This is a genomic window from Lysinibacillus sp. RC46 (assembly GCF_041262385.1).
GTDB lineage: Bacteria > Bacillota > Bacilli > Bacillales_A > Planococcaceae > Lysinibacillus.
The window spans coordinates 40,993-64,171 of record NZ_JBGCCF010000023.1 but is presented as its reverse complement, the minus strand read 5'-3'; the positions used below and the strand labels follow the sequence as shown (position 1 = coordinate 64,171).

The following is a 23,179-nucleotide window of genomic DNA, read 5'->3' as shown; positions in this document are numbered from 1 at the left end:
AATGACAATTGCACGGCTTATTTTTTGACTTATTGATTATTGTAATATTTCACTAACAGTTACAAATTCGTAGCCTTGTTTTTGCAAGTAAAGAATTACGTTCTCCAAACCATTTGCTGTCGTTTGATGAATATCATGCATTAAAATAATGCTGCCATCTTTCACCGATGCTTTCACATACGTTAATATTTTATCAGCATTGCGATGCTTCCAATCTAGTGTATCGATTGACCATAGAATAGAAGGCATCGTCATGACAGAACGAACTTTATCATTCGTTGCACCATATGGTGGACGGAAAACCGTTGGATACTGACCAATCGCTGCATTAATTGCATTGTTAGTTCGATCAACCTCTTGTTTAACATTCGCTGTCGATAAGGCTGTTAACTTTGCATGGTCCCATGTATGATTGCCTATTTCATGGCCAGCCTCATAAATTTGCTTTACGACTGCTGAATTTTTAGAGACATTTTGCCCAACCATAAAAAATGTAGCCTTTGCATCATATTTCTTTAAAATCGCTAAAACTTGTGGGGTAACTTTTGCATCTGGCCCATCATCAAATGTTAAAGCCACACGCTTATTTGCCCCTTTCGCTACTGGTACACCTTTATTGTATACTTTGTTATCAGTTATTTGGATATTTGCTAGCTCTGAAGCTTTCACATAGCCCTTTTGTTCACCTGCTTCTACATAGGCCCAGCCTGCTAGCGTTGTATATTGCTGAACGACTGTTTTATTGGCAATTGTACCGAGAACCTCGCCACTTGGGCTAGCAGTTAAACGAAGCACAGCGCCATTAGTAGCATTTACTCGTTTTTTTGTCGCAACAGGTTTCTTTAAAGAATTTGTTGCTACATAACCTGTTTGATGACCATGTTGGACAAATGACCAACCTCCAGGTGCCGATCCATATACAAAGACCATACTATTTTCGTAAATCTGTCCGGCTTTTTGTGCACTTGGACTAGGGTATGTAAATAATGTTGTTCCATCTTTTTTCGTCACTACATATTTTTCGGATGTAAGGCTTACTAATGCTGCCGTTTCTACATATCCCTCTAGCTGTTGCGCTTTAATTCGAGTCCATCCCTCACTTACTGGTGTAGCTGTTACATAACTACCCTTCACTATTTGACCGATTACGGCACTTTCTACGGAAGGTTCTACATAAACTGTTGTGTCATTAGCTACTGATTGAATAACTGGTGTACCCTCAGCATTTGCAGAAGTATTACCCACAAACACAAAACTGATTAAAAAAGTCAAAATAATAGCATAGGGTAAAAGTTTTTTCATCGTTCGTCACCGCCCTTTTCATCACAGATGTCTTTTCTCATATGTTTTTTCCATAAAAGTATAGGATTCGACTTTAATTATAGAATAATAAATTATCCCAGGAAATAGTAGGAATCAACTAGTTTTTCTGATTTATAATTTCTGAATTACACATTTTTTAGGATGAACGGTTATCAATTTGTTTACTGATAATTTTCTAAAATAATTTCCTCCTTTTCTTCATCAAAAATCCCCCGTGGTAGCGCTGGCAATAGATGATGAAAACAATTGGCATGTAGTACCTCCCCTCTTAAATGAAAATGATCGATTGTATTCCCAAGCATGAATACTGTTTTAGCTATTTTGCCAACTTTCATTTGTCAAAGGCCCCAAGACGCCTTTTTCAGGTACTTGTGCAGTGCACCCTATAGATATGACGATTGAAACGATAAAAAAGTTATTATTTTTTTCATATTTTTTCCTCTTACAGCGCACCGTACGCTGTAAGAGCATCTTCAATATGGAATGGTGGTGTCCAAGCCTGCCCATTCGCATTCGTCGTCACGAAAATATATTGTTTACCATCTTTTTCGATAATCGAGGCTAAGCAAAGACCCGCTTCAGGTGTATAGCCCGTTTTCCCGCCCAATATTGTACCTTCCCCACCTGGTATTTTAGCTAATAGTGAGCTTGTTATCGTTAATTCATTTGGGACATGAGTCATATAACTTTTCGAAGTCAAAATTTGATAAAAGGTAGGATTTTTAATGGCATAATGAAATAGCTTACTTATATCACGGACACTGGAGACATGGGCGGGATCATGTAATCCACTGGCATTGACAAAATGGGTATCATTCATCCCTAATTCATGCGCTTTATTATTCATTAATGTCACAAATGCTTCTTCACTACCTGCCATCGCATCCGCAAGTGTTCCTGTAGCATCCGCCCCAGAGGCAAGCAGTGTGCCATATAATAAATCTTCTATCGTTACAAAATCTCCTGCCTTAAAGCCCGCCATGGAAGCATTTTGAACAGTAAATTTAGAAATCGTTTGTGGTGTAACGATTGTTTGCTTCTGCAGATCCGTACTCATTTCAATAGCAACAATCGCTGTCATAATTTTCGTTAATGATGCAGGATAAATAATGTCATCTGCATTTTTTTCGAATAATACATCTCCTTTTTCATTCAGCAACAAAGCATTTTTACTATGCAACGAAGGTAACTCTATTGGCGTTTGTTCCGTTATTGTGTTGTTCGTATAATAAAAAAAGAATGCAACCGCACATATAAAACAAAATAAGACAAATTTTTTCATAAAAAAACGCCCCCCACACATTATAATAGGAGGCATTTATGAATATTCCTGTAGGAAATTTATGAAGAAATTCTTAAAGCTGATTTTTTATTAATAAAAATCATCGAAATCCGAACAAATTCTCGTTATATCTTTATTCGCTAATTTAAAAAATACATCCTGAGATACTTCTAACTTCAGTGCATCATCCTTTTTTAAATCCGCATATACTCCTCGTAAAATACGACCTGTTAAACCATGTGAAATAGCAATCACTTTCGGTATATGTTGAATGTCTTCTAGCCAAGCACTTAGTCTGTTCACTACTGAGTCATAAGCTTCTCCATTAGGCGCATTAAAATACCAATTATACACGTCTGTATTTTGAAGAAGATTTGGCCAAGAATTTTCGATTTCTTTCATTGTTAGTCCAGCCCATTGTCCCACTGCAACCTCAGTTAAACGATCATCTTTTTCAACATTCTTCAAGTCATATCCAATTGTTTCACAAATTATTTCCGTGCTCTGCATGGCTCTGCCTAATGGGCTCGAAAAAATTTTCCATTCATTAGGATTTCCAATTAAACTTTTCAGCATTTGTGCATTTTGTTGTACTTGATGTACACCCACTTCTGTTAATGGAGAATCGAGCTCTCCTTGATATCGTCCTTGTGTATTAAATTCCGTTTCACTATGACGAAGTAAGTAAATCGTTTGATTCAATATTGTTTCCCCCTATAATTTCTCCCCCGCTGTCACTCATTTTAAAACAATAGAATGATATAGACAAATCCAAAGAACAAACATAATGGACTGTAGATCCAAGTATCATATTTAGCAAACTGTGAATGTTTTATTTTTTTAAAAATTCCAACATAATTAAAATCACCAATCGCCCGAATAGTGAAAACTATAGCACAGACAATACTTCCGATTTTAGATGGACTATTTGCTTGAAAGCTCTGCAAATAATCACCTTGAACAACGATAATGATACTAGCAAATAGAATAAGAATGGCTACGAATAATGTTCCCCATTTTCTTGGAGTAAAAACAGGTTTATGCTCCCCCTCTTTTACAGGGAGAACAGCTGCAGAACCCCATCGACCTCCAAATGCCCAATATATATGCAAAAAACTGATAAACCACAGTAATCCCGCAGCTACTAATGGTAAAATTGATTTCATATAGTTACCTCCAAATTATCGCAATCCTAAAACATACACTACCGTATGTTATGGTAATAATTTTGTCCCTTCAGGTTCTATAACCATATTAGGGACATTTATAATCGTGGATTAAAAGCTCAACCATTTTATCAAGATCAAAATTAGGATTTTCTTCAAACCTTGTCATCCATCCTACATACGTTAAATAGGCAAGTCTCGCTCTATCTATCGATTCAGCATTGTTTATGCCTTTTTTTTGATACAATTTCGCAACACAAGAAATTCTTTGTTCTTCAATATCCACTAAGCGTGCTGCAACAACAGGATCATATTTTGCCCAAGTATAAATACCAATTTCCATTTTTTTATCTCGATTAAAACTAATTTTTAATAGCTGTTCTAAGGAAGCCCCCTGTTGCTCCATACTTTGAACAATCAGCTTTGTTGCATGTATTTCCCAATAGTCGACCATAGAATCTAACAGCTCTTGATGGTCACGAAAATAGTGATAAAAGCTCCCTTTACTTATTTTTAGTAATCGAGCAAGTGCTTCGATACGAACTTTATGTATTCCTTCATCAGCTAATTGTTGTAAGCCTGCTTTTATCCAATCTTCCCTCGTTAATTGCATGTCATCTCTCCAGAAAAATACGGTAGCGTATGTTTTTGTTTTAGATTACTACTAATTTCATTTTTTGTAAATTGTTTAATCTATTTATTTTTATGAACTTTAATGTTATTGTCAATCGTAATATTTATAGTCATTACCCTCGGTAAAATACATGCACATACTAATATAATAGCTAAAAGTTTTTTCATCTTTCTCTCCTTTTTTCATTTTATATCGAAAAGATCGCTTATAGGCAGCAACGAGGAACCGTTGATATTAGCGGAAAATGGTGACTAAGAGTGAAAATCAACTTTGTCTATTGATCATATTTTTTGTCTACAGCTGAGGCCAAGTTTTATTAATCCCTTGACCTCAATGACAACTTATCAATTATGCCGAGGCATAATTGCGTGACATCCGAGCCAACAGATGTTTTTTGCGCGAAAGCGAAGCGTCAGCAGCAGATGTTTTTTGCGCGAAAGCGTAGTGTTAACGCAGCGTCAGCAACTTGTTTCTAGACTGAGTTCCTCTGTCTCAACGAACATTTGTAGCTGACGCTTTGCTTTCGCTACTAAAGACATTTGCTGAAAGAAGTTAAAATGTATTATCAAATAGACTTTCTGCTATGCCTAGTAAAATATCTTTCTCTGTAAATTCCATTAATTCTTCTCTCGTAATAGCTTTCTGTTGAATTAAGCGGTTTGACTGAATAGTCACGAGCTTTTCAAATAAGTTTCGAATATACCGACCGTTCGAAAAGTTTGGAATTGATTCGACTGGAATTTGGTGCAATTGCTCCTTCATATGGTGTGCAAATACGTCACCATACTGGTAATCATTATTTTTACATAGCATGGCAAAAATATCATAAAGCTCATCCGTGCTAAAATTATCAAACTGCACAAAATGATTGAAGCGTGATTTAAAGCCTGGATTAGCAAGAAGAAATTCCTCCATGAGCTCTGTATAACCAGCAACGATGACAACTAAATCATCACGTAAATCCTCCATCGACTTTAATAGACTATCAATCGCTTCTTTACCAAAAGCGTCCTGTTTATCATTAATTAGTGAATAAGCTTCATCTATAAAAAGCACGCCGCCCTTTGCTTTATTCACAACTTCCTGGACCTTCAAAGCCGTCTGACCAACATATCCCGCTACTAAGCCTGCACGATCTGTTTCAACAAAATGCCCGCTTGAGAGTACACCAAGATGTTTATATATTTGGCCTATGATACGTGCCACTGTTGTTTTTCCTGTACCTGGATTTCCAGAGAACACTAGATGATAGGTGATTGGGAAGCTTGTTAAACCATGGTCAACACGCAAGCTTTGAATTTTAATGAAATTAATTAGATTGTGTAATTCCTTCTTGGCATTTGGAAGTCCTACAAGTCCATCCAGCTGCTTCTGTAACTTTTCAATTTCTCGCTCTATTTCTGGTGTTATTCGTAAACGTTCACCGTTAATAAACTCACCGCTATAAATAATTTTTCCCTCTTCATTAAAATAATCTCCTCGACCGTGCTTTTCTCCATTTACAAGGTCTCCGATATAGGAAGCCTGTCCATTAGTATAATAAAGAGTACCATGTCCCGTCATAGCATCCTCTTTAAATTGCCCCTCCGACACTAGCACACCTTGACTAGAATAGTTCTTACCTTTTCCATGCTTCATATCCTCAAAGAAATAGCCTTCATATTGAAGGGATATTACACCATTTGAAAGCTCCTTAGTACTTGGCGATTCTGGTGCGAAGTATAGCTTTCCAGCACCTTGCATATGATTCCAGATAAAATCACCTTCATATTGTAAAAAACCACTTGGATAGTATTGTTTCCCCTTGCCTTTCTTCATGCCATGGACAAAATCACCCTCATATTGCGGCTGGTTTAAATGCGAATACTGTGTACGAAGCTCTTTAAATGGAGCAATAGCATCTTCCTCATAATACAAAATCCCGTAACCTTCCATTAAATCATTACGAAAATGCCCCTCATAATATACCTGACCATCCTTATATAAAATTCCATTACCTTGTTTTTTATTTTGAATAAATTCGCCCTGATAAATCATTTGACCTTTTAAATACATGATGCCATTACCTTGCTTCATATGATTGACGAATTCTCCCTCGAATAACAGCTCCCCTTCTTGGTCAAATAACGTACCTTTTCCATCATAAATGTCATGACCAAAGTCATTTTTCTTCACACCGCCACGATACATTAATGTACCATCTGGATACAATATATCCTTTTCTTCATGATTATATGTCATTTGATTGCCACCCTTTATCCATTCAGTATATGCTCAATTATAGCGTGGAAAAGAATACCTATGTGCAAATTTTCAGAATTAATAAGGTGATCTTTTTTATGAAATTACATTCTTATAAGGTAAAAATCCGCCTAGATTAGAATCTACGCGGATTTTTATCTTATTTTTTATATGTAGCGATAATTTTGCTGCATTGATTGAATCGTTTCAATCATCTCTTCTCTAAGCTCAATTGGCTCTAGCACTTCAATGTTTGCCCCTTGGCTCAGCAGCCACATTTTAATACCATGTCCAAAAACTTCTGCTTCAAATAAATATTGCCCATCTTTTTTGGATAATATTTTTGCTGTTGGTAAGCGATCTAACACAGCTTGCGGGGATGTTCCTTTAAAGATAAACTTCATACGCATTAGCTCGCCAGCATGCATAAACTGAATACGTTTGCGAAATTCCCCTTCTTGAAAACGTTCGGCATATGGTATTTGGAATTTTTTATCAAGCTCATGAAAATGTTGAATTCGGTCGACTCTATACACAATGGGCAAATCCTTTTCGTGCTTATTATCATAAGCAATTAAATAAAAGTAGTATTCTGAGAAAATGACCGCGAGTGGTTTTAAAATCTTTTCTGTAGGAATTATTTCGCCTTCACGTAAATAATCAATTTTAATGATTTTCTTTTTTTGAACCGCCTCAGATAGAACCCAAATTAAAGGCAATAGAGACTTTTTATGATTTAAATCTACGTACAAATGTTTTTCGTTTAAAATAATATTGTGAATAAACTCCTGCTTATCAGCCGCAACAATCGAAATAAGCTTATCTATAATAGCGCTCATTTCTGATTTTAGCAGTGCTCTTGATTCGATGAGAATTTTAACAATCGCTAAAACTTGCTCCTTCGATAAAATACTTTCCCCTTTATTTGTCAGTCTGTACACATTTTCTGTCCGCACATATTCTAAATGGCAACCCAATTTAGCTTTTTCCAGATACGCTCGAATTTCATTCAAATCCCGTTGTATGGTTTTTTCACCAACATTATGTGTAAATGCTTCTTGTTTTTTGTTAATTCCTTGACCATCCATTAGTCTGTCAAACATCGAAATGACGCGATAGCCTTTGTTTTGTTGTGAATCTACCATATATCCCACTCTCTCTTCAAAGTTACTTTTCTATTATACAAAAAGAGTTGGACACTATTAGTCCTTTTAACTACGTAATTTCTATTTTATTGGTATAATTGGCACGACATACTATACTTTTGTTATAATTCACTTTATTTTTACAGTTAATTCCGTATTAGCAGATAAAAAGGACCTCAATCTCGGTGTTTTATTAAAAGTCAAGTTATTTTCTACTGTTAAAGATTTAACAACATGATAAATAGAATGTTACACATTATAATAGCTTTTTGCAGAATTAGTTGAAGGACTAATTCTGCTTTTATTTTTATATAGATGTAGCTTTTTAATAAAGTTCGATTAAAAGTAAGTTGCAAACGCTGATTTTATACAGAAAGAAACCAACTGTTTTGAAACAAAGTTTGATCAAAACAGTTGGTTCTTTATTTATCTAGTTTGGTTTTTATAAAAAAGTTTGATTATTTCGGGATGCGAATATTCAATTAAAGCACCCCGTTAGCCCTTCATGCAGTGCAAAAATCAGCACTTCACCACAGAAAATGAAAGATGATTACGTTCTTTCATGGGAGTTTAAGTACAATGTTTCACAAATTGATAACTTCCTTGGAATTTAATACAACAAAAAGGTTCTAAAACCAAAGCCTTTTTAGTTAAATTACCTTTTAAATCCACCTTCTGAATGAATAATCTGACCAGTAATCCAATCTGCTTCATCGCTCACTAGAAATTTAATGGTTTTTGCAACATCTCTCGGTTTTCCTATTCTACCGAAAGGAAACATCGGTTTTAATTCATTTTTTATTTCTTCTGTCATCCAACCTGTATCAGTTGGACCTGGATTTAATGCATTAACCGTTATTCCTAAAGGGGCTAGTTCAGCCGACAACGTAATAGTTAAAGCATCAACTGCTCCTTTTGTTGTTGCATATGCTAATTCGCCAGGCATTGGTCCTTGAAACTGACCTGAAGTAATATTGACTATTCTTCCACCTGATTTCTTATCAAACCTTTGAGCAAATCTACTACTTAATAGTGTCGTTGCACGCACATTTACCATGTAATGTTTATCTAATTCTTCGGCAGTTAAATTAGAAAAATCGTTGTTGGTTGAGTATGCTGCGTTATTAATCAAGATATCAGGACTACCAAGTTGTTCAGAAACTTTATTTATAAGTTGTTCAGGTGCATCATGTTGAGTTAAATCCAACTCCATAAATGATACCTTAATACCTTTTTTTATTAATTCTTCTTTTAATTTAACGGGTTCATCTAATTCAATGCTCCAAGGCATTTTTTTATCATATTCCGTCCAATAAGTAAAAAATATATGATAACCCGAATCAGCTAACTCCTTACAAATAGCGGCTCCTATCCCTTTCAGACGGCTTACACCCGTAACAATCGCAACTTTCCCTTTTAATTGGTCCATTATCATCTCTCCCATACCTAATATTACTTTACCATGATTGACCAAATTACTTATTGAACTAAACTGCTTCGTTAGTTTAAGTACATTTCATCACAATCTTTATAGTTACATTAACATAAATATCCAAAAAAGAATCATCTAACCTCTAAGAAATTTACAGAGGAAGGATGATTTTAATCAAACTTTATTACAAATTATCGTTCTTTATTATAAATAATCAATCTTTATTACAAGCTACAATAGATAAGAATCAATTTATACTGTAAAATACTAGTAATAATAAGAGTGGGGGTGTATTTTATGAGTGATTATACATACTGTTTACCCGTTAGTGAGGAGAAATTCTTTCAAGTCGTGATAAGTGAACTGAAAAGAAAACATGCAGATATGTCATGGGAGGTTTTGAGAACAGCTACTTTATCTATTGAAGATTTAGGTACATCTTATTATGTTGATGGGGCAAGAGGAAGTCGTTGGGATGCTAAAGGTATAAATATAAAATTTGCATTACCTTCCGCAGCGATTGAAGAATTAGATAAACCCCAAATTAAGTCAACCTTATTTGATGTTTGCCAAAGTTTAATTCCATCAGAAGTCGGCTATGATTTAAAAGGTATTATATTTATACCAGATTTAACACTTGAATTTAGCTTAGACAGTGATATTGATACACTTACAACAATTGACGTATTTGGTTCTGCCTCTCTTCAAATCCTTTCAGATGAAATAAAGAAAAATCTAAAAGAAGATAAACCAGAACTTGCACTAGATAGATTACATACATTCTGTACGCGTTTTTTCAGACAACTATGTACTAAATATAAATTACCTTATGATAAAGAAGATGGATTACACACCTTATTCGGTAAGTATCGTAAGCACTTAGAAGCAAGTAATATTGTTGATTCTAATATGACATTACAAATTTTAAAAGTATATACGAACATTTTAAGTGAATATAATCAAGTTCGAAACAATAGAAGTTTTGCACACGATAATCAAATTCTAAACAGTAATGAAAGCAAGCTAATATGCAGTCATATTATTGCTATTCTCAAATTTATTGATGAAGTTGATGAAATGGTTGAATTAATACATTGGTTGTAAAACGAGTAATAAAGAGATATTGGAAAATGCACGTAAATATCCCTTTATTATTAGTCATGTTTATATATTTTTGGCTATTCGTAACAAGTAGTGGAAACTAATTTTTAAAAATAATTTCACTACGCATTTGAAACATATTGTGGAGAAAGGAATTAATAATATGATTAATGTATATGTAGATGATTTAAGAGATTGTCCTAGTGGTTTTGTCGTGGCAAGAACGTTTCAAGAAGCCATTCACTTACTTGAAACTCACGAAGTAGATATACTTTCTCTTGACCATGATTTAGGAGAAGATCTACAAGGTAATCTATTGCCAACAGGTTATGACTTAGTAAAGTATATTTGTGAAAAAGGGTTACGGGCAAACAAAATATATATTCATACGGACAACCCTGTTGGTAGAGAGAATATGTATCAAACACTGCATGGAGCGAAACGAAGAGGTTTCATTGATTCAGATATTGAAATTTACCACTATTCTATTACCGAAAATAAATATACCGAATGAAGTAATACTAAACAATTGAACGAACAAATTGTTTAGTAAGAAAAAGAATGGGCAAGTCCACTACTTATTACGAATGCCCATATTTTTTTAAATTATTTGAACTGTTCAAAATGATTTGCGACCCATCGTTGATGATTTTCAGCCACATATTGTTCAACTGCTAGTAAGCGATTCACTAACTCCTCTTTAGAAAGCTGCATATATTTTTTCTTAGCGTTATTTATATCCCGTTCAGAAGAAATCCTTCTTAATGCAGTTTCGTCAAATTTAGAAGGCATGACTGACTTTTTATGCGTGTTCTTTACTTTATAGGTTCTGCTATACTGTTGATAATAGGCATGTAGTTCCTCATTACGCTTAATGGTATTCATATGGATGCCCTTTCCTTTATCATCAAAGGCTTTCGAATGCTCGCTAATGTTATGATAGGTTACAGGAATTCCTTGAGTTACAAGAAAGTCAATGGTTTGTTTACCGATAGAAACAGAACGCTTCTTACGTTGCTGATGTACTTGATCAAGCCACTGATGTTTATCTAAATGGATTCCTTTTGGTGATTGGTTCATAGCTACGTTCCTCTCTATATTGCTTAATTAAATCAATCTCTTTCAATTCAATCTTCGCTTGCTTTGCCATCTCTTTCGCTTTTCGAACTTCGACCTCTAATCCCATTTGTTTAAATCGTCTTTCCATATCTTTTGATAACTGAATGACTTCTAATAATTCATCCTCTTGGTCTGGTTCGGGTATTTTTGCTTTGCAGCCTAAACATTGCATTTTAGTAGGACAAATGTAATCTGTAACACAAGTACCACCCAACACTTTATTAAATACACCAACTTTTTCGGCGTAGGCATCAAATTCTTTTTGCAACTCTTGTGGACTTCTTATATACACATCATCAATGTCTACATAACTTGAAATAACATCATGTAATTCACTTACTGATTCTGCGATTTGTGTAGGTGTGGGAGCTGAATAATACCCTGTTACATTCAAATCCTTCTGATGTAACATTTTTGCGACAATATCAATCGGCATTTTTTGACGCTGAACAGCTTCTGTTGCAAATGCATGACGTAAAAGGTGTGCTTTCACAGTTACAGCTTTTCCGTTCTGCCTCTCAAATAATAATCCATGAAGTAAAAATCGAATGGAACTGTGTAAAGCATTTCCTTGTAATGCTTTACCTGCATATTGGAAATAATAAGGTAAAGGTGTGGGGAATACGTGCCTTCTTCCCTCCCTGTAAAGGACACTTGGAATTTTATCAGCGTCATAATGTGCTTTTAACATCCTTGATACTGTTTGAATATGTTCCATCGTTTGTTTACTTAAATAAAACTCTTCTAACGAATCTCTTCCTTTAGGAATAGCTTTATAGGAATAATGTAGCTTGTTGTTCTTTTTCTTTACCTCAATACATTCTTTTGTATTACTGATTTGAAGTAATTCATTCCTTCTTGCACCTGTTGTTGTTAAAATGTCGATGGCTAATAGACCAAATGTACAAGCCACATAAAATGGTTCTACATCTATTAATAAACCTTCTGCTTTGTCCTTGTGTAAAGTGATAAATGTTGAAGGTGTTAGTATACCTTTATGCCTCGAATGAAACGTATAGGGTTTTTGCCCGTTATCAGACTCGTATCCCCATAAAGATAAGAAATTAAAAATCTTCTCATGTTCTTCGATGGGTCTGTTTTGTACCCACTTTCCTAAAACGTTCTGCTCAATTAATTCATTAAACCAAAGACCTTCAGGTGCTGAATCACTCTCTATTGATTCAGCACGAATAAACTCAAGAAAATAAGCATTATTTTCATCAGAATAAGTCGACTTTTTTTGTGTCGCTTGCTTTATAATAATATCTGAAAAATCCTTTTGATGGTTTAGTACAAAGGAAGGTTTGTCCCATAAACGAAAATAAAATACTTCCCCAATACGTTTTGGTTCCGCATAAGAAAATTCAATCGGTAATGATATTGAATCAGTTTCTATCACCCTTATTTGTTGATGAAACGCATCTCTCAATCTCTTCATTTGATTCCATCGTAGATTTGCTTCTGCACGTATTGTTGAAAGATGTGGCACAATAGCATCTGTTTCATCCTTACGAGTGTTTTGGGCTTGTTCTATGGCTAATTTAGTAAAGGAAAACTCTCTACTATCATATGAAAAGGGTGGTAATAAAAACTTATTATAATATTGCTGTTCACCTGAAGGAAGGTTTTCACTAATCCACTTTTTAGTATAGTATTCAGAAGAATTATATTTACTTAGTAAATCCTTTTTCATACTGTTAGAAGAATTGATACAAATATCACCTTTCAAATATTTATCTACATGGACATTTGGTTCGAAATCTGAAAATGAAGTAATGTTACATTCCCTAAAAATGTCTTTGAGTCTTGGATGAAGTATGCTTATTATAGTAAATATAGTTTGTGTGTCATTATTCCTAACTTCTCCAATTAACGCTATAAGCAACAATTGATTTTTCCAATCGAAAGTTAAGCAGTTGTTATACAAATATTTAAGCAACCGTTCATCTAATTTATCAATTAAAAATTCACTTTTATTATTTTGTAGACACATTAATCGAGTATCCATTTGCCCAAGCATTTTATCGTACCATTCTGTTTTAGGTCTTGACTGCGTTATTTCATCCAAATTTATTCCAACCCTTCTAACAATTCTTTTAAATCTTCATCAAAGTTTTCGATGATAGATGATTCAATGACTTCAAGCTTTGGTTTTGATTTCTTCAAAGATTTTTGTTTAATATAATCCTCTTCATTTTTCTGCATTTGCTCCAACATATTCTCATGAGCTTCTCGATGTTTCGTTTCATCAAAATGATGCTCATACACATTCATCGTATCTGGATTTTTCCACTTCATATATTTAATCAGCTCGTTTTTTCGTTGATGAATTTCTGTTTCATTTTGTGCAACGTTATAAATCTCTCGTAATCGAGAAGTAACGAACCAATGCCTTGCTTTATGTGGATTTAAACTTAGTTCATTACTCTTCATTGCTCGATTCCAGTGGTAGTACCAAGCGTGATAAGTAAGAGGTGTTCCATTTACTGATAAAAAGATAGGGGCATCATCAGGTAATTGTTCAAAATTTAAATGATTCTCGTCAAAGGGTTTTCTTTCAGTATCTATGTAGTGAAACAATATTTTCACCGTATCTTTGCTAACACGTATAAACTTTATTTTTCTACCATGACTCCCCTTATTGAAGGTAATAAATTCTTGATGACTTTTACGTTTGCGGTAATCACCAACTGTTAATTCAATAATTTCTGAGGCTCTTGCACCTGTTTCAAATAGCATACGAGCTATCACCATTTCACGAAGTGACCAACTTGCTTTTTTTCCAGCTTGATATACTTGATAAGGTAGATCTATATCATCAATAATTTGTGGTTGCCATTCTTCATTGATAATTTTAAAATAGGAATCCGTTAATCTTCTATGAGGGATAACTTCTTCTGTACCTGCAATTGAAGGCATTCTTGGCTTATCATCTCGAACACCCTTTATCTCAACTTTATAGCTGTGCAAGAGAGTTTGACCATCTATTAATGGATTACTATACGGATACCGTTTCAAACGAATCATAGCCTTATAAAAAGATTTTAATGCCGATAAAAAACGACTTATCGTATTAGGACTTTTACTAGTTAAATTTACAAAGCGAAACGTGTCTTTATCACGAATCTTACACTTCATTTCATACATCAAATAATCTTCAACCACAACACGTATTTTTTCTTCTGGATCATTCCATTGCACTTTCTTTCCTTGATAGTTGCTTTCTTTCTCTAACCATTTAAAAAATGGAAGTAGACAATTCAAATAGGATATGGCAGAACTTTTGTCTATTCTTCCGAAACAGTCATGGTAGTAATCTGTTAAAGGTAGAAAGGGGTGATTTTCTTTAAATACAAGTAGCTCATACTTACTTTCGATATGTTTAGGACAATATTCAAACCAATACAATTATTAACCCCCTCAAAAGGAACGAATATTCTTATTTTAATGTTTTTTTTTCGTCATTGTAAAATGTTCAGTCTTATAACAAATTTAAATAAGAAAGATAGTCAAAATAAAAAAGCACACCACTAAATTGCATTTAGTAATGTGCATTTTCATTAAATGTGTAACATTATAAGTGAAACACTATTAAATAATACTTAATGTACAATTACTTGTACTTAATCTTACAGAGTAATTGAAGTCCTTTTTATCTGCTAATAAAGTTGCCCTTAAAATGAGCTTAATTTCCGTTCTAGGCTACTCACTTTCGGGATCAGATCACACAGCGTCACAGATGAGACCCTGCAGCGAGAAACGCGAGTGAAGTGGCTCATCGGACGCCCCCAGGAAGTTTTGCTCTGTGCGAAAGCGTAGCGACAGCAACAACAAATGTTTTCTGTAGCGAAAGCAAAGCGGCAGCTACAACAAATGTTTTCTGTAGCGAAAGCAAAGCGGCAGCTACAAAGCGCCCAGCCGGAACGGAAACCAACCTCTAGCTTTGCCTAAGCGTCATACTTTATTTAAGTGACACCTTAATGAATTTCATCTACCATTTTTTTAACCAAGTAAAAATCTTGTTGACCGAAATCTTTTGCAGATTATTCCTTTACTCTTACTGCAGTTCCATATGCTAATACTTCTGATGTGCCGTCCATGACCGATGATGTTGAAAATCTTATCGCAACAATTGCATTTGCCCCTAGTTGTCTTGCTTCATCCTCCATAGCTTGTGTGGCAAGTTCTCGAGAGCGAGTGAGCATTTCTGCATACTCCTTCATCTCTCCTCCGACAATATTACGAAGTCCAGCCATCATATCGCGGCCAATATTTCTCGATTGTACCGAATTACCTTTTACTAAACCTATAGTTTCTACAATTTCTTTTCCCGCTACAATATCTGTTGTTGATAGTAACATACAATACTCCTCCTATTTTTTATATTTTTCAACGGCTTTAACAGCTTCAGTAATGGAAGTCGTAATCACTCCCGTGCGCTTAATCAAGCCAATCACAAATAAATTACGATAAACAAACTGATTTTCAATTCCGTCCCGTACAAGTGCCTCTATTTTCATCATATTGTCCCGGCCTTGTTGGCGAACATCTGTAAATACACCTACGATTGGTCGATTCAGCATCGCAAATGCACCAATTTCTGCCGCTACACCTGAATCAATCTCAACGCCATCTAATACGGCCACTAATACATCGCTATTTTGTAGCATCTCTAAATCCGCTTGCGCAATCGCCAAACTATCAGCATATGCCGTCTTATCATTTATCGCATCATTCTCCTGTGGTACGTATAATTCAATACCTGGTACTGCCTCTCTAATTGCTGCAGCTAGCTGCTCGTTAACTAAACGATCTCCTAAAGAAAATAATCCATTTGCTAAGTATGCCTTCATAATAAAACTCCTATTCCAACGTTTTTTCAAACACTATTTTATGTCGATCTTTTTTATCTACAAAAGTTGAGACAATATCATATCCGTGTTTAAGATTTGTTATGAGCATTGCTTTTCGCTCATTTCTACCATATGTACGAACTTTTTTAAAGCCAAGTGCCTGTAAATGTTCATGCTGTCGCCTCAATAATCGACTGGCAATCCCTTGACCACGTTTCTTTTCATGGACACCACCTAACCAACTATAAAAAACGCCATCCGGATGTATGTAGCCTAGTTTAAAGCCTATGATATCTTCATTTTCTATTGCTAATAAACAAATGAGTCCTTCTTTACTTTCTAGTTTTTCTAGTGGGAGATTTGCTCCATCAAATACATGTGCATGAATTTCCTGTAATTGCTTCAACCAATCATATGGTACGCCTTCAATTGTGACGATATGCATTTTTATCACCCCTATCTCTACAGTCATTCATTATAGCAGAAAAGGTTGAACTTTAAGGTTAAACATAAGTTCTGTCCAAATTCATCAAGACATTGGCAACGGCCACATGTCGCCCATTCTCCTCTAATGCCGCTGAGATACGGGGCATCCCTGTAGACGAGATAAATATGCTATCGCGTAGTTCTATACATAAAAATACTGGAATCCAATCCCCTTGTCATTTTAGAGAATGGATAACTTCCTTTTCAACTCTATTGAATAGAAATTCTAAGTTAGATTTCCATTCAATCCAGCATTCTGATTCACGCCATAATTCAGCGATTACCCTAATACCATCAGCAGTTGGAACTTCATCTCTTATATTAGCTAAATATCTTAAAATAAACTTCAACGATTCTTCATCCGCATTTATTGACTGTATTTTTTCAAAGTCGTCTTCACCGTCATATAATTTCCCTGTATCAAGATACATTACATAGAGCTCTGCAAGCGTCATTGCACTTATATCGAAGACGAAATCAATTTCATCGAAGCTCTCACCAAAGAATCCTCTCGTTTCATCACGGTAATAACCTCAGACAGCTCTATATGATTTGATTCTAAATTATTTTGGATATAGTCCTCTGAAAAACCGACTACATCCAAGCCTTCATCACTTTCTAATGGCTTACCTCATATACATTATAAAGCATTTCTAATCTAGCGTCGTTGCTGTGAAAATAAAAGCACGCCCATCCGCATTTAAAATTTGTAGTCCTTTACTTGTTTCAGCTAATGGCTTGTCCCAACGAACATGGCCACAGCAGACTAAAAGCTCAGCAGCATTTTGTAGTTCTTTCCAAATATTCGGATTTCCAGGCAGGCCCTGAGAGCTAATTTCCGGACTTTCATGAAGTAGCAGGATGTCGGGAACTTGCCTTAAAATGTTTCTGAGTTTTTCCAAATAATCGGCTTCCCCCATCCGATTCGGTTTATTCACCCTACCGATAATTCCTCCGATTCCTGCTACTGCAAGATTTGCATGCATGATCGTACCCCCATTCGTGAAGAAATGGATACCTGAGGTAGAATTCAATTCCGCTAGTTCCTCATTCCTCAAGAGATCGTGATTTCCTGCGATGCCTGTGATAAATCCAAAATGACTCTGAAAAGCTCTCCATACAGGCAAAGGACTACCGCTAGCACCCCTTTTGGTTAGATTAGTATACAAGTCTCCACATAAGCACACCATCACCTTGGCAGGGTCCAAATCTGACAAATGAATTTGAAACAAAAGGGAAAGCACTTCCGCAAGTTCCTCACCAAGTAACTTCTGGGTTTCTGCCATCTTTTCTTGATTATGACCTGCGATTCCTTGTAAATCAGAAGCAATAATTAGCGCATCCAACTCCTCTGGCAGTTCAAGCATCTCTCCCCAGTAAACGGGAAACCATTCATAAGAAATCCCTGCTCCCTTTGGTGCAGCGGTAATGTATGGTATTTTCTCTAAAGGCTCTTTGGCAATATCAACGATTTTTAATGCTCTTTTCATCTGTTTCTTCATTTAAACACATCACCCCTTACAGAAAGGTACCAAAGTAATAATTTCATCTTTTCATGTGAATAGCCATCTATACCTCTTCAGGTTGCCATTGACATAAAATCGGTACCTCGTCCACGCTCCTTACAGTAATCATCCTTAGATTCGAATCATGTCTCCAGCTTTCACGTTACATCCCAAACTAATAAAAAAATCTCCCACTTTTATACGAACCCAAACTCATATCATTTGGATATACTGTTCGTTTTAGCGAGAGATTATATTCTATCATCCGATTGTTTCTACAATGTTTCCTTGCTGATCTTTAATATATGTTTTTTCAATTAGGAGTGAAAGCCCCGGTATAGAAGGTAATTCAAATTCTTTTTCTTGTGGCATCAAGTTTTGATTGAGCTCCATAACTGCCTTTTCATTTAAAGTTATGGTAGCATCCGCTTCCTCCACGCTATACCCACATTTTTCTCCTGGCTCAAATACAACTCGGATTTCTCGACCAACTAAGGTTAGTTTTTTCCCTTTTAAAATCCGCCCGCGTAATAGTTTACCGATTATTCCTGCTTGCTTTGCCCCCAACGTTAACTTATTAGGCTGTTTGCTGAACAATCCCTTTTTCCCCTGCTCCCAAGCTAGTTGGTCCACAAATAAATAGCCAGTATTTGAGCCTTCTTCCGCCATTCCTTTTTCTACCGCTTCGGCAATGGATGAAATATGTAAAAGAGATGCACGAGATAAGTCAGTAACATAGCTCGGGATATATTCTAGACCTGCATTTAGTACACCAATTGTATTCCAAGTTTGCATCGCCTCAAGCTCATCACCTGTAATCCCTACCATTTGAATAAATTCCACTTGTCCATTCGGTGTATCAATCGCAGGCAACTCTGGATCTAATGTATATGCAAGTGCTGTTAAAAGCGTATCAGCGCCTTCGCAGATTGGACCATTAGCATCCAAATAATCACCTGCTCTGAAAACATTGCCACTGTCAAAAACATATCTTCCCATGTTTTGCAGCAAATTTAACGCCCACGCTGGTGGCTCCTCCTCGTCTTCATTTCGAGCAAGACGAAATGTTAACTCAAACCCATATCCGCTGTATTCAGCATCCTCTGATTCTTTTTCATATAATTCGGAAAATCCATAAGTTACAAAATGCCAGTGTGGAACTGGTGTCTCACTTTTATAGGCACTGATTCCTTCAAGCGGATCTTCGCCTCCTAGTAAATATGGAATAACGGTTCCATAATGCTTCGGCTCCTGGTCTCCGTAAACTTTTAATACTTCCTGATCAATCGCGTCCCAGCCAGATGCATTTATTTCTTCGCTCATCAACAACTCCCCCTATGTATTCCAATATTACCTATAATTATACTATAAAGTATATAACACACTCCAAAGAGAATAATACCTAATTTAATTACCTCTAATATTACTAGATTTTTTTCATTAATCTGTGTGAATATTGAGTAAAAGTTACTAAGTCCTATGACAATCTGTAAAGACATGCCTAAATATGAAGCCTCAACGGATATCTAGATGCGCCGAGGCGTTATCAAAGCGAGGATAAAAAATAATTAGAATGATTCAAAATTTCGCCTTAACCGTATAACATTACTGGTGAACGGACACTTTGTAAATAATCTGCAAGCTTCCCAGCATATACTTTTTCTAAATAAGGTAATTGTGCAATGCAATGGGGTGTCATTAATGCTGGGTTCTGATAAACTTTCAGCCCTCCAACCTTTAAAAGCATCGCCACAAATTGCGAGCAAAAATAGGCACGCTCTCTTCTTACCTCTTTTTGCATCACCACGCCAAAGAGCCCAATAAAATTATATTTATAGCGATCACGATTCCAATGCATATATTCTACGATTTTCATCATCTCTAAGTATTGAAAATGAGATATTTTACAACGATAAATGACACAATCGGCTGTTTCAAATAGCCCTCTTTCTGCGTCTTCTCGCAAAAAACCCCCACTTAAAGGATTGTTTAGTTGTCTACGTCCAAAGCTATACATTTCAAAGAGTTCCTCATCAAAAGCAATGGACGCATGATTCATCTCTTTTCCAGTATACATGCCTATAGCTTTTGATAATAATGTACCTGTTTTTGTTAATACTATGTAAATGGTGTATGCCATTTCCTCACCTACTTCAATATTCTTCCCTACTACCAATACGTTTTAAATATTCAAACGGTTTCATTTATTTCCTTTTTTTATAAGTATATATAACGAAGCTCATTTTTTCTTAGTAAAAAGTGAAGATTTTCTTAATTATCATCTATAATTTTAAACTTATGTTTTTCCGCCACCTTTATTTATATGTCTTGAATCGTATTCTTATGTGATTTACTGATTTTTTCTATAGGCATGTACGAGAGGATATTAACTGTGATTGTCAAAGTATGTGGTGTATAGTTTGAGGCTTTATAGGGGCATTTAGTTAAAGTTCAATGTTAAAGACTATCATATACTTTATTAGTTTGTATATTATAGTATGTTTATTGACTATTATTTTTATCGGTTGTCTTGGATTAAAGAAGCCATTGCCTTTGGATTTACATAAGGAGTTTTTGATTTTATCAGTAATTGTCATAATAACTTGTTTCGTAGCAACACAGATGAAACAATCAAAATCTTCTTTAGAAAAATGAAATTAATTACTAATTAAGCTTTTCATTAAACCCCAATTGTTAGAAACAATTGGGGTTTAATTTTCATACTAGCAATTTTTCAACTGGCTTTTTCATTGCCGGATTTTCATATATTAATTCTTTATCGTTGCCTGGGTGTTGTAACAATTATTTTGATATATATTTATCGCTTCTTTTAAAAATATTTGCTCCTTTTCTGTAAAAGGATTCGGAAAGTTGAATGATTCTGTGGATGGTAGCTTTTTTTCAACCAAATCTAAATTTCCTTTCAAGGTTTCATTCATAAGTTGCAGAAGTGTTTTAACTGTTTCTTGAGCTTCTTTTGAAGAAGGTATAGCTTTTGTAAGTGTTAAATGTTTAATTTCTGATAAAACTTTAGTCCATTTTTTATCTAGATCGATTTCTTCGGATTTATTTATACTAAATAATTCATCAGTTATATCTGAAAAGTGTTCTTTAAACCATGTTTCAGTATTTTCAGCAAACATTAATTTTTGAAGCATAGCACAAAATATCTCGATATGGATGATTTCCTCATCTTTCACTGTTTCAATAAGATGGTTTATATCAGATAATATATTTATAATTTCAAGTTTTTTTGCTTCAAATAACTGTTTTTGATCGTTTAAAGATTTTAAGATAATTTCACCTTTAACAGTGTTTTTTTGCAGTATGTCTTTAATTTCCTTTAGCGACAAGCCTAGAAACTGTAATGACTTAATGTTTTGTAAAGTAGATAGGTCCTCTGTAGTATATAATCTATGCCCACCCTCTGTATAATCACTTGGTTTCAGTAGGTCTATGCTGTCATAATATCGAAGTGTTCTAATACTAACACCAGACATTTGCACAAGTTCACCTATCGTAAAAATCCCTTTCTCCGACAAATTATTCTCTCCTTAATGATTGACTTTAAAGTATCGTATAACGGGATAAGAAAACTTTTTTCCATTTAAAGTATAAATTGCTGCAATTAAAATTAATATTGTTTCAAGAATAATAAGTGCAAAAGAAAGGTTTGAAACTGCGCTCCATTTTTTAGACATAAAAGTTAATAACAAAAAAACTGGGAAGAAAGTAAAATGAAGGTTCATCCCTTCTTTTGCATGATCAGCAAAATATTTATTCTTATTCCTTGATACTAAGTATACCAATATAGGTAAAATAAAGGTTAATAGTAGCGAGAACAGATGCATTAAACTTGCCAATCCTCTGTTTAATAAACTCTCTTTTTTCATTGTGCTTTTCCTCCAATAGCATATTTGATTGTTACCTTTTAAAGTGAGTAACTAAATTCATCATAAAAGGTGACGCTACTGGAGATTCAAGGACAAATGATAAATTTTTCATTAAATACTTACATATCAGAATTCACGTTTGGATTTTTCTGACTACTCCCACAGTTAAAGCAGTGGGGTTCTTATGTACTTAAGAGAAGCGTCATTACCCGTCACTCCTTTCTTTTTTTGATTATTTACAATATAAACATATGTTCTAAAAAGAAAAATGCACTTCATTCCTCCCACCTCTGAAGAAGTGGGCTTCCTGAAGCTCAATTCTGTGATTTCTTTAAAGTTTTCCTTGTGTTTAAATACTTCATCAAATATAGCTGTTGTTATTTTTAGTTTGCTCTATTGTATGATATAATCGTTTTACTGACTAACCTAAGCAAGTCAAATTGAGCTGTAGCGATACCGTACGCTACAGCTTTTTTTGTCCTCCACCACAAGGATTATTACTTTTCCAAATACTCCTCTGCTAGTTGCGGATTTTTGTATATGGCCATACCAGTTTGCAATTTTTTAAAGCCGATCTTTTCGTAAAAAGGTTCATTTCCTGTCGTTGCAATTAGCTGAATACAAGAAACATCCTCTAATTGGTGAATGATGTCCTCTAAAAGAGTTCTGGCAATTCCTCTTCCTTGATAATCTTTATGGACTACAACATCATAAATAGCAGCATTGAATACACCGTCTGAAAGAGCTCTCGCAAACCCTATAATTTCATGATCTTTTACTGCGAAAACTTGGTGTGTACTTGCATTGAAAACTTTTTTTATGATGCGTTCGTCATGTTTCATCCATCCTACCGATTGATAAACTTCTTTTAACATTGCTAGCTCGTTTTCCTCTACTTTATATTTAAGTAAAATCATTTTTCATTCCCCCAAATTTTGCACTTCTTTAAATCTATATTAATATCCCTTTTCTCATTACACAATATCTCTCAAATCTGTA

The 23,179-nt window shown here is 34.9% G+C and carries 24 protein-coding genes; 2 read left to right on the top strand and 22 right to left on the bottom strand.

The genetic code is table 11. The features are described 5' to 3' along the window. Positions 1 to 36 precede the first annotated feature (36 nt). The 9 genes from ABH966_RS19185 to ABH966_RS19145 form a co-directional block, all read right to left on the bottom strand. Complete coding sequence (locus ABH966_RS19185; protein ID WP_370081168.1) at positions 37 to 1,302, bottom strand: polysaccharide deacetylase family protein; 1,266 nt, start codon at positions 1,300 to 1,302, stop codon at positions 37 to 39. Between the two features lie 182 nt (positions 1,303 to 1,484). Then, positions 1,485 to 1,658 (bottom strand): hypothetical protein, encoded by a 174-nt coding sequence (locus ABH966_RS19180; RefSeq protein ID WP_370081166.1) that lies wholly within the window; start codon positions 1,656 to 1,658, stop codon positions 1,485 to 1,487. Between the two features lie 107 nt (positions 1,659 to 1,765). Then, complete coding sequence (locus tag ABH966_RS19175; RefSeq protein ID WP_370081164.1) at positions 1,766 to 2,605, bottom strand: D-alanyl-D-alanine carboxypeptidase family protein; 840 nt, start codon at positions 2,603 to 2,605, stop codon at positions 1,766 to 1,768. 90 nt (positions 2,606 to 2,695) lie between these two features. Further along, entirely contained in the window at positions 2,696 to 3,307 is a 612-nt protein-coding gene (locus ABH966_RS19170; RefSeq protein ID WP_370081162.1) for a histidine phosphatase family protein, read from the bottom strand. 41 nt (positions 3,308 to 3,348) lie between these two features. Next, the gene (locus tag ABH966_RS19165; protein WP_370081160.1) at positions 3,349 to 3,771 is read right to left on the bottom strand and encodes a DUF3995 domain-containing protein; all 423 of its coding nucleotides are present in this window, start codon (positions 3,769 to 3,771) and stop codon (positions 3,349 to 3,351) included. Positions 3,772 to 3,859: 88 nt separating this feature from the next. Next, complete coding sequence (locus tag ABH966_RS19160) at positions 3,860 to 4,384, bottom strand: TetR/AcrR family transcriptional regulator (protein WP_370081158.1); 525 nt, start codon at positions 4,382 to 4,384, stop codon at positions 3,860 to 3,862. 573 nt (positions 4,385 to 4,957) lie between these two features. After that, positions 4,958 to 6,646, bottom strand: coding sequence for an AAA family ATPase (locus ABH966_RS19155; protein WP_370081156.1), 1,689 nt, complete (start codon positions 6,644 to 6,646; stop codon positions 4,958 to 4,960). A 167-nt stretch (positions 6,647 to 6,813) separates the two neighbouring features. Then, a complete protein-coding gene (locus ABH966_RS19150) occupies positions 6,814 to 7,791 on the bottom strand; it encodes a helix-turn-helix transcriptional regulator (RefSeq protein ID WP_370081154.1) in 978 nt (325 codons plus the stop codon). A gap of 655 nt (positions 7,792 to 8,446) precedes the next feature. Further along, a complete protein-coding gene (locus tag ABH966_RS19145; protein WP_289417341.1) occupies positions 8,447 to 9,220 on the bottom strand; it encodes an SDR family oxidoreductase in 774 nt (257 codons plus the stop codon). A gap of 300 nt (positions 9,221 to 9,520) precedes the next feature. Here ABH966_RS19145 and ABH966_RS19140 point away from each other — a divergent pair, with 300 nt between their 5' ends. Both ABH966_RS19140 and ABH966_RS19135 read left to right on the top strand, forming a co-directional pair. Next, positions 9,521 to 10,327 carry an abortive infection family protein gene (locus tag ABH966_RS19140; RefSeq protein WP_370081152.1) on the top strand — a complete coding sequence of 269 codons (807 nt, stop codon included), beginning with the start codon at positions 9,521 to 9,523 and terminating at the stop codon, positions 10,325 to 10,327. Positions 10,328 to 10,487: 160 nt separating this feature from the next. Beyond that, positions 10,488 to 10,838 (top strand): cyclic-phosphate processing receiver domain-containing protein, encoded by a 351-nt coding sequence (locus ABH966_RS19135; RefSeq protein WP_370081150.1) that lies wholly within the window; start codon positions 10,488 to 10,490, stop codon positions 10,836 to 10,838. 92 nt (positions 10,839 to 10,930) lie between these two features. Here the strand turns inward: ABH966_RS19135 and ABH966_RS19130 are convergent, their stop codons facing one another. The 13 genes from ABH966_RS19130 to ABH966_RS19070 form a co-directional block, all read right to left on the bottom strand. After that, positions 10,931 to 11,404, bottom strand: a complete 474-nt coding sequence (locus ABH966_RS19130) for a hypothetical protein (RefSeq protein WP_370081148.1) — start codon at positions 11,402 to 11,404, stop codon at positions 10,931 to 10,933. Beyond that, complete coding sequence (locus tag ABH966_RS19125) at positions 11,370 to 13,511, bottom strand: site-specific integrase (RefSeq protein ID WP_370081146.1); 2,142 nt, start codon at positions 13,509 to 13,511, stop codon at positions 11,370 to 11,372. The genes ABH966_RS19130 and ABH966_RS19125 overlap by 35 nt, the downstream gene beginning before the upstream one ends. A 2-nt stretch (positions 13,512 to 13,513) precedes the next feature. Continuing rightward, positions 13,514 to 14,851, bottom strand: a complete 1,338-nt coding sequence (locus tag ABH966_RS19120) for a tyrosine-type recombinase/integrase (protein WP_370081144.1) — start codon at positions 14,849 to 14,851, stop codon at positions 13,514 to 13,516. Between the two features lie 635 nt (positions 14,852 to 15,486). Then, entirely contained in the window at positions 15,487 to 15,804 is a 318-nt protein-coding gene (locus ABH966_RS19115; RefSeq protein ID WP_370081142.1) for a YbjQ family protein, read from the bottom strand. Between the two features lie 12 nt (positions 15,805 to 15,816). After that, entirely contained in the window at positions 15,817 to 16,296 is a 480-nt protein-coding gene (locus ABH966_RS19110; RefSeq protein ID WP_370081140.1) for a nucleoside 2-deoxyribosyltransferase, read from the bottom strand. A gap of 10 nt (positions 16,297 to 16,306) precedes the next feature. Beyond that, positions 16,307 to 16,741, bottom strand: coding sequence for a GNAT family N-acetyltransferase (locus ABH966_RS19105; RefSeq protein ID WP_370081138.1), 435 nt, complete (start codon positions 16,739 to 16,741; stop codon positions 16,307 to 16,309). A gap of 217 nt (positions 16,742 to 16,958) precedes the next feature. Further along, positions 16,959 to 17,237 (bottom strand): hypothetical protein, encoded by a 279-nt coding sequence (locus ABH966_RS19100; protein ID WP_370081136.1) that lies wholly within the window; start codon positions 17,235 to 17,237, stop codon positions 16,959 to 16,961. A gap of 198 nt (positions 17,238 to 17,435) precedes the next feature. Continuing rightward, positions 17,436 to 18,284 carry a metallophosphoesterase family protein gene (locus ABH966_RS19095; RefSeq protein ID WP_370081134.1) on the bottom strand — a complete coding sequence of 283 codons (849 nt, stop codon included), beginning with the start codon at positions 18,282 to 18,284 and terminating at the stop codon, positions 17,436 to 17,438. Positions 18,285 to 18,548: 264 nt separating this feature from the next. Beyond that, positions 18,549 to 19,610, bottom strand: coding sequence for a suppressor of fused domain protein (locus tag ABH966_RS19090; RefSeq protein ID WP_370081132.1), 1,062 nt, complete (start codon positions 19,608 to 19,610; stop codon positions 18,549 to 18,551). A gap of 268 nt (positions 19,611 to 19,878) precedes the next feature. Further along, a complete protein-coding gene (locus ABH966_RS19085) occupies positions 19,879 to 20,427 on the bottom strand; it encodes a hypothetical protein (protein WP_370081130.1) in 549 nt (182 codons plus the stop codon). A 628-nt stretch (positions 20,428 to 21,055) separates the two neighbouring features. Then, on the bottom strand, positions 21,056 to 21,829 hold the full coding sequence (locus ABH966_RS19080) for a MerR family transcriptional regulator (RefSeq protein ID WP_370081128.1): 774 nt from the start codon (positions 21,827 to 21,829) through the stop codon (positions 21,056 to 21,058). A gap of 12 nt (positions 21,830 to 21,841) precedes the next feature. After that, entirely contained in the window at positions 21,842 to 22,180 is a 339-nt protein-coding gene (locus tag ABH966_RS19075) for a DUF4870 domain-containing protein (protein ID WP_370081126.1), read from the bottom strand. A 497-nt stretch (positions 22,181 to 22,677) separates the two neighbouring features. Continuing rightward, a complete protein-coding gene (locus ABH966_RS19070; protein ID WP_370081124.1) occupies positions 22,678 to 23,097 on the bottom strand; it encodes a GNAT family N-acetyltransferase in 420 nt (139 codons plus the stop codon). Positions 23,098 to 23,179: the final 82 nt, after the last annotated feature.

Bases quoted from the DNA above. Each gene is read 5' to 3' on its own strand.
- ABH966_RS19175 (WP_370081164.1), bottom strand. From the start codon at position 2,605: ATGAAAAAATTTGTCTTATTTTGTTTTATATGTGCGGTTGCATTCTTT.
- ABH966_RS19110 (WP_370081140.1), bottom strand. From the start codon at position 16,296: ATGAAGGCATACTTAGCAAATGGATTATTTTCTTTAGGAGATCGTTTA.
- ABH966_RS19150 (WP_370081154.1), bottom strand. From the start codon at position 7,791: ATGGTAGATTCACAACAAAACAAAGGCTATCGCGTCATTTCGATGTTT.
- ABH966_RS19115 (WP_370081142.1), bottom strand. From the start codon at position 15,804: ATGTTACTATCAACAACAGATATTGTAGCGGGAAAAGAAATTGTAGAA.
- ABH966_RS19090 (WP_370081132.1), bottom strand. From the start codon at position 19,610: ATGAGCGAAGAAATAAATGCATCTGGCTGGGACGCGATTGATCAGGAA.
- ABH966_RS19145 (WP_289417341.1), bottom strand. From the start codon at position 9,220: ATGGACCAATTAAAAGGGAAAGTTGCGATTGTTACGGGTGTAAGCCGT.
- ABH966_RS19075 (WP_370081126.1), bottom strand. From the start codon at position 22,180: ATGAAAAAAGAGAGTTTATTAAACAGAGGATTGGCAAGTTTAATGCAT.
- ABH966_RS19095 (WP_370081134.1), bottom strand. From the start codon at position 18,284: ATGAAGAAACAGATGAAAAGAGCATTAAAAATCGTTGATATTGCCAAA.
- ABH966_RS19155 (WP_370081156.1), bottom strand. From the start codon at position 6,646: ATGACATATAATCATGAAGAAAAGGATATATTGTATCCAGATGGTACA.
- ABH966_RS19140 (WP_370081152.1), top strand. From the start codon at position 9,521: ATGAGTGATTATACATACTGTTTACCCGTTAGTGAGGAGAAATTCTTT.
- ABH966_RS19180 (WP_370081166.1), bottom strand. From the start codon at position 1,658: ATGAAAGTTGGCAAAATAGCTAAAACAGTATTCATGCTTGGGAATACA.
- ABH966_RS19160 (WP_370081158.1), bottom strand. From the start codon at position 4,384: ATGCAATTAACGAGGGAAGATTGGATAAAAGCAGGCTTACAACAATTA.
- ABH966_RS19185 (WP_370081168.1), bottom strand. From the start codon at position 1,302: ATGAAAAAACTTTTACCCTATGCTATTATTTTGACTTTTTTAATCAGT.
- ABH966_RS19070 (WP_370081124.1), bottom strand. From the start codon at position 23,097: ATGATTTTACTTAAATATAAAGTAGAGGAAAACGAGCTAGCAATGTTA.
- ABH966_RS19100 (WP_370081136.1), bottom strand. From the start codon at position 17,237: ATGACGCTTGCAGAGCTCTATGTAATGTATCTTGATACAGGGAAATTA.
- ABH966_RS19105 (WP_370081138.1), bottom strand. From the start codon at position 16,741: ATGCATATCGTCACAATTGAAGGCGTACCATATGATTGGTTGAAGCAA.
- ABH966_RS19165 (WP_370081160.1), bottom strand. From the start codon at position 3,771: ATGAAATCAATTTTACCATTAGTAGCTGCGGGATTACTGTGGTTTATC.
- ABH966_RS19130 (WP_370081148.1), bottom strand. From the start codon at position 11,404: ATGAACCAATCACCAAAAGGAATCCATTTAGATAAACATCAGTGGCTT.
- ABH966_RS19085 (WP_370081130.1), bottom strand. From the start codon at position 20,427: ATGGCATACACCATTTACATAGTATTAACAAAAACAGGTACATTATTA.
- ABH966_RS19135 (WP_370081150.1), top strand. From the start codon at position 10,488: ATGATTAATGTATATGTAGATGATTTAAGAGATTGTCCTAGTGGTTTT.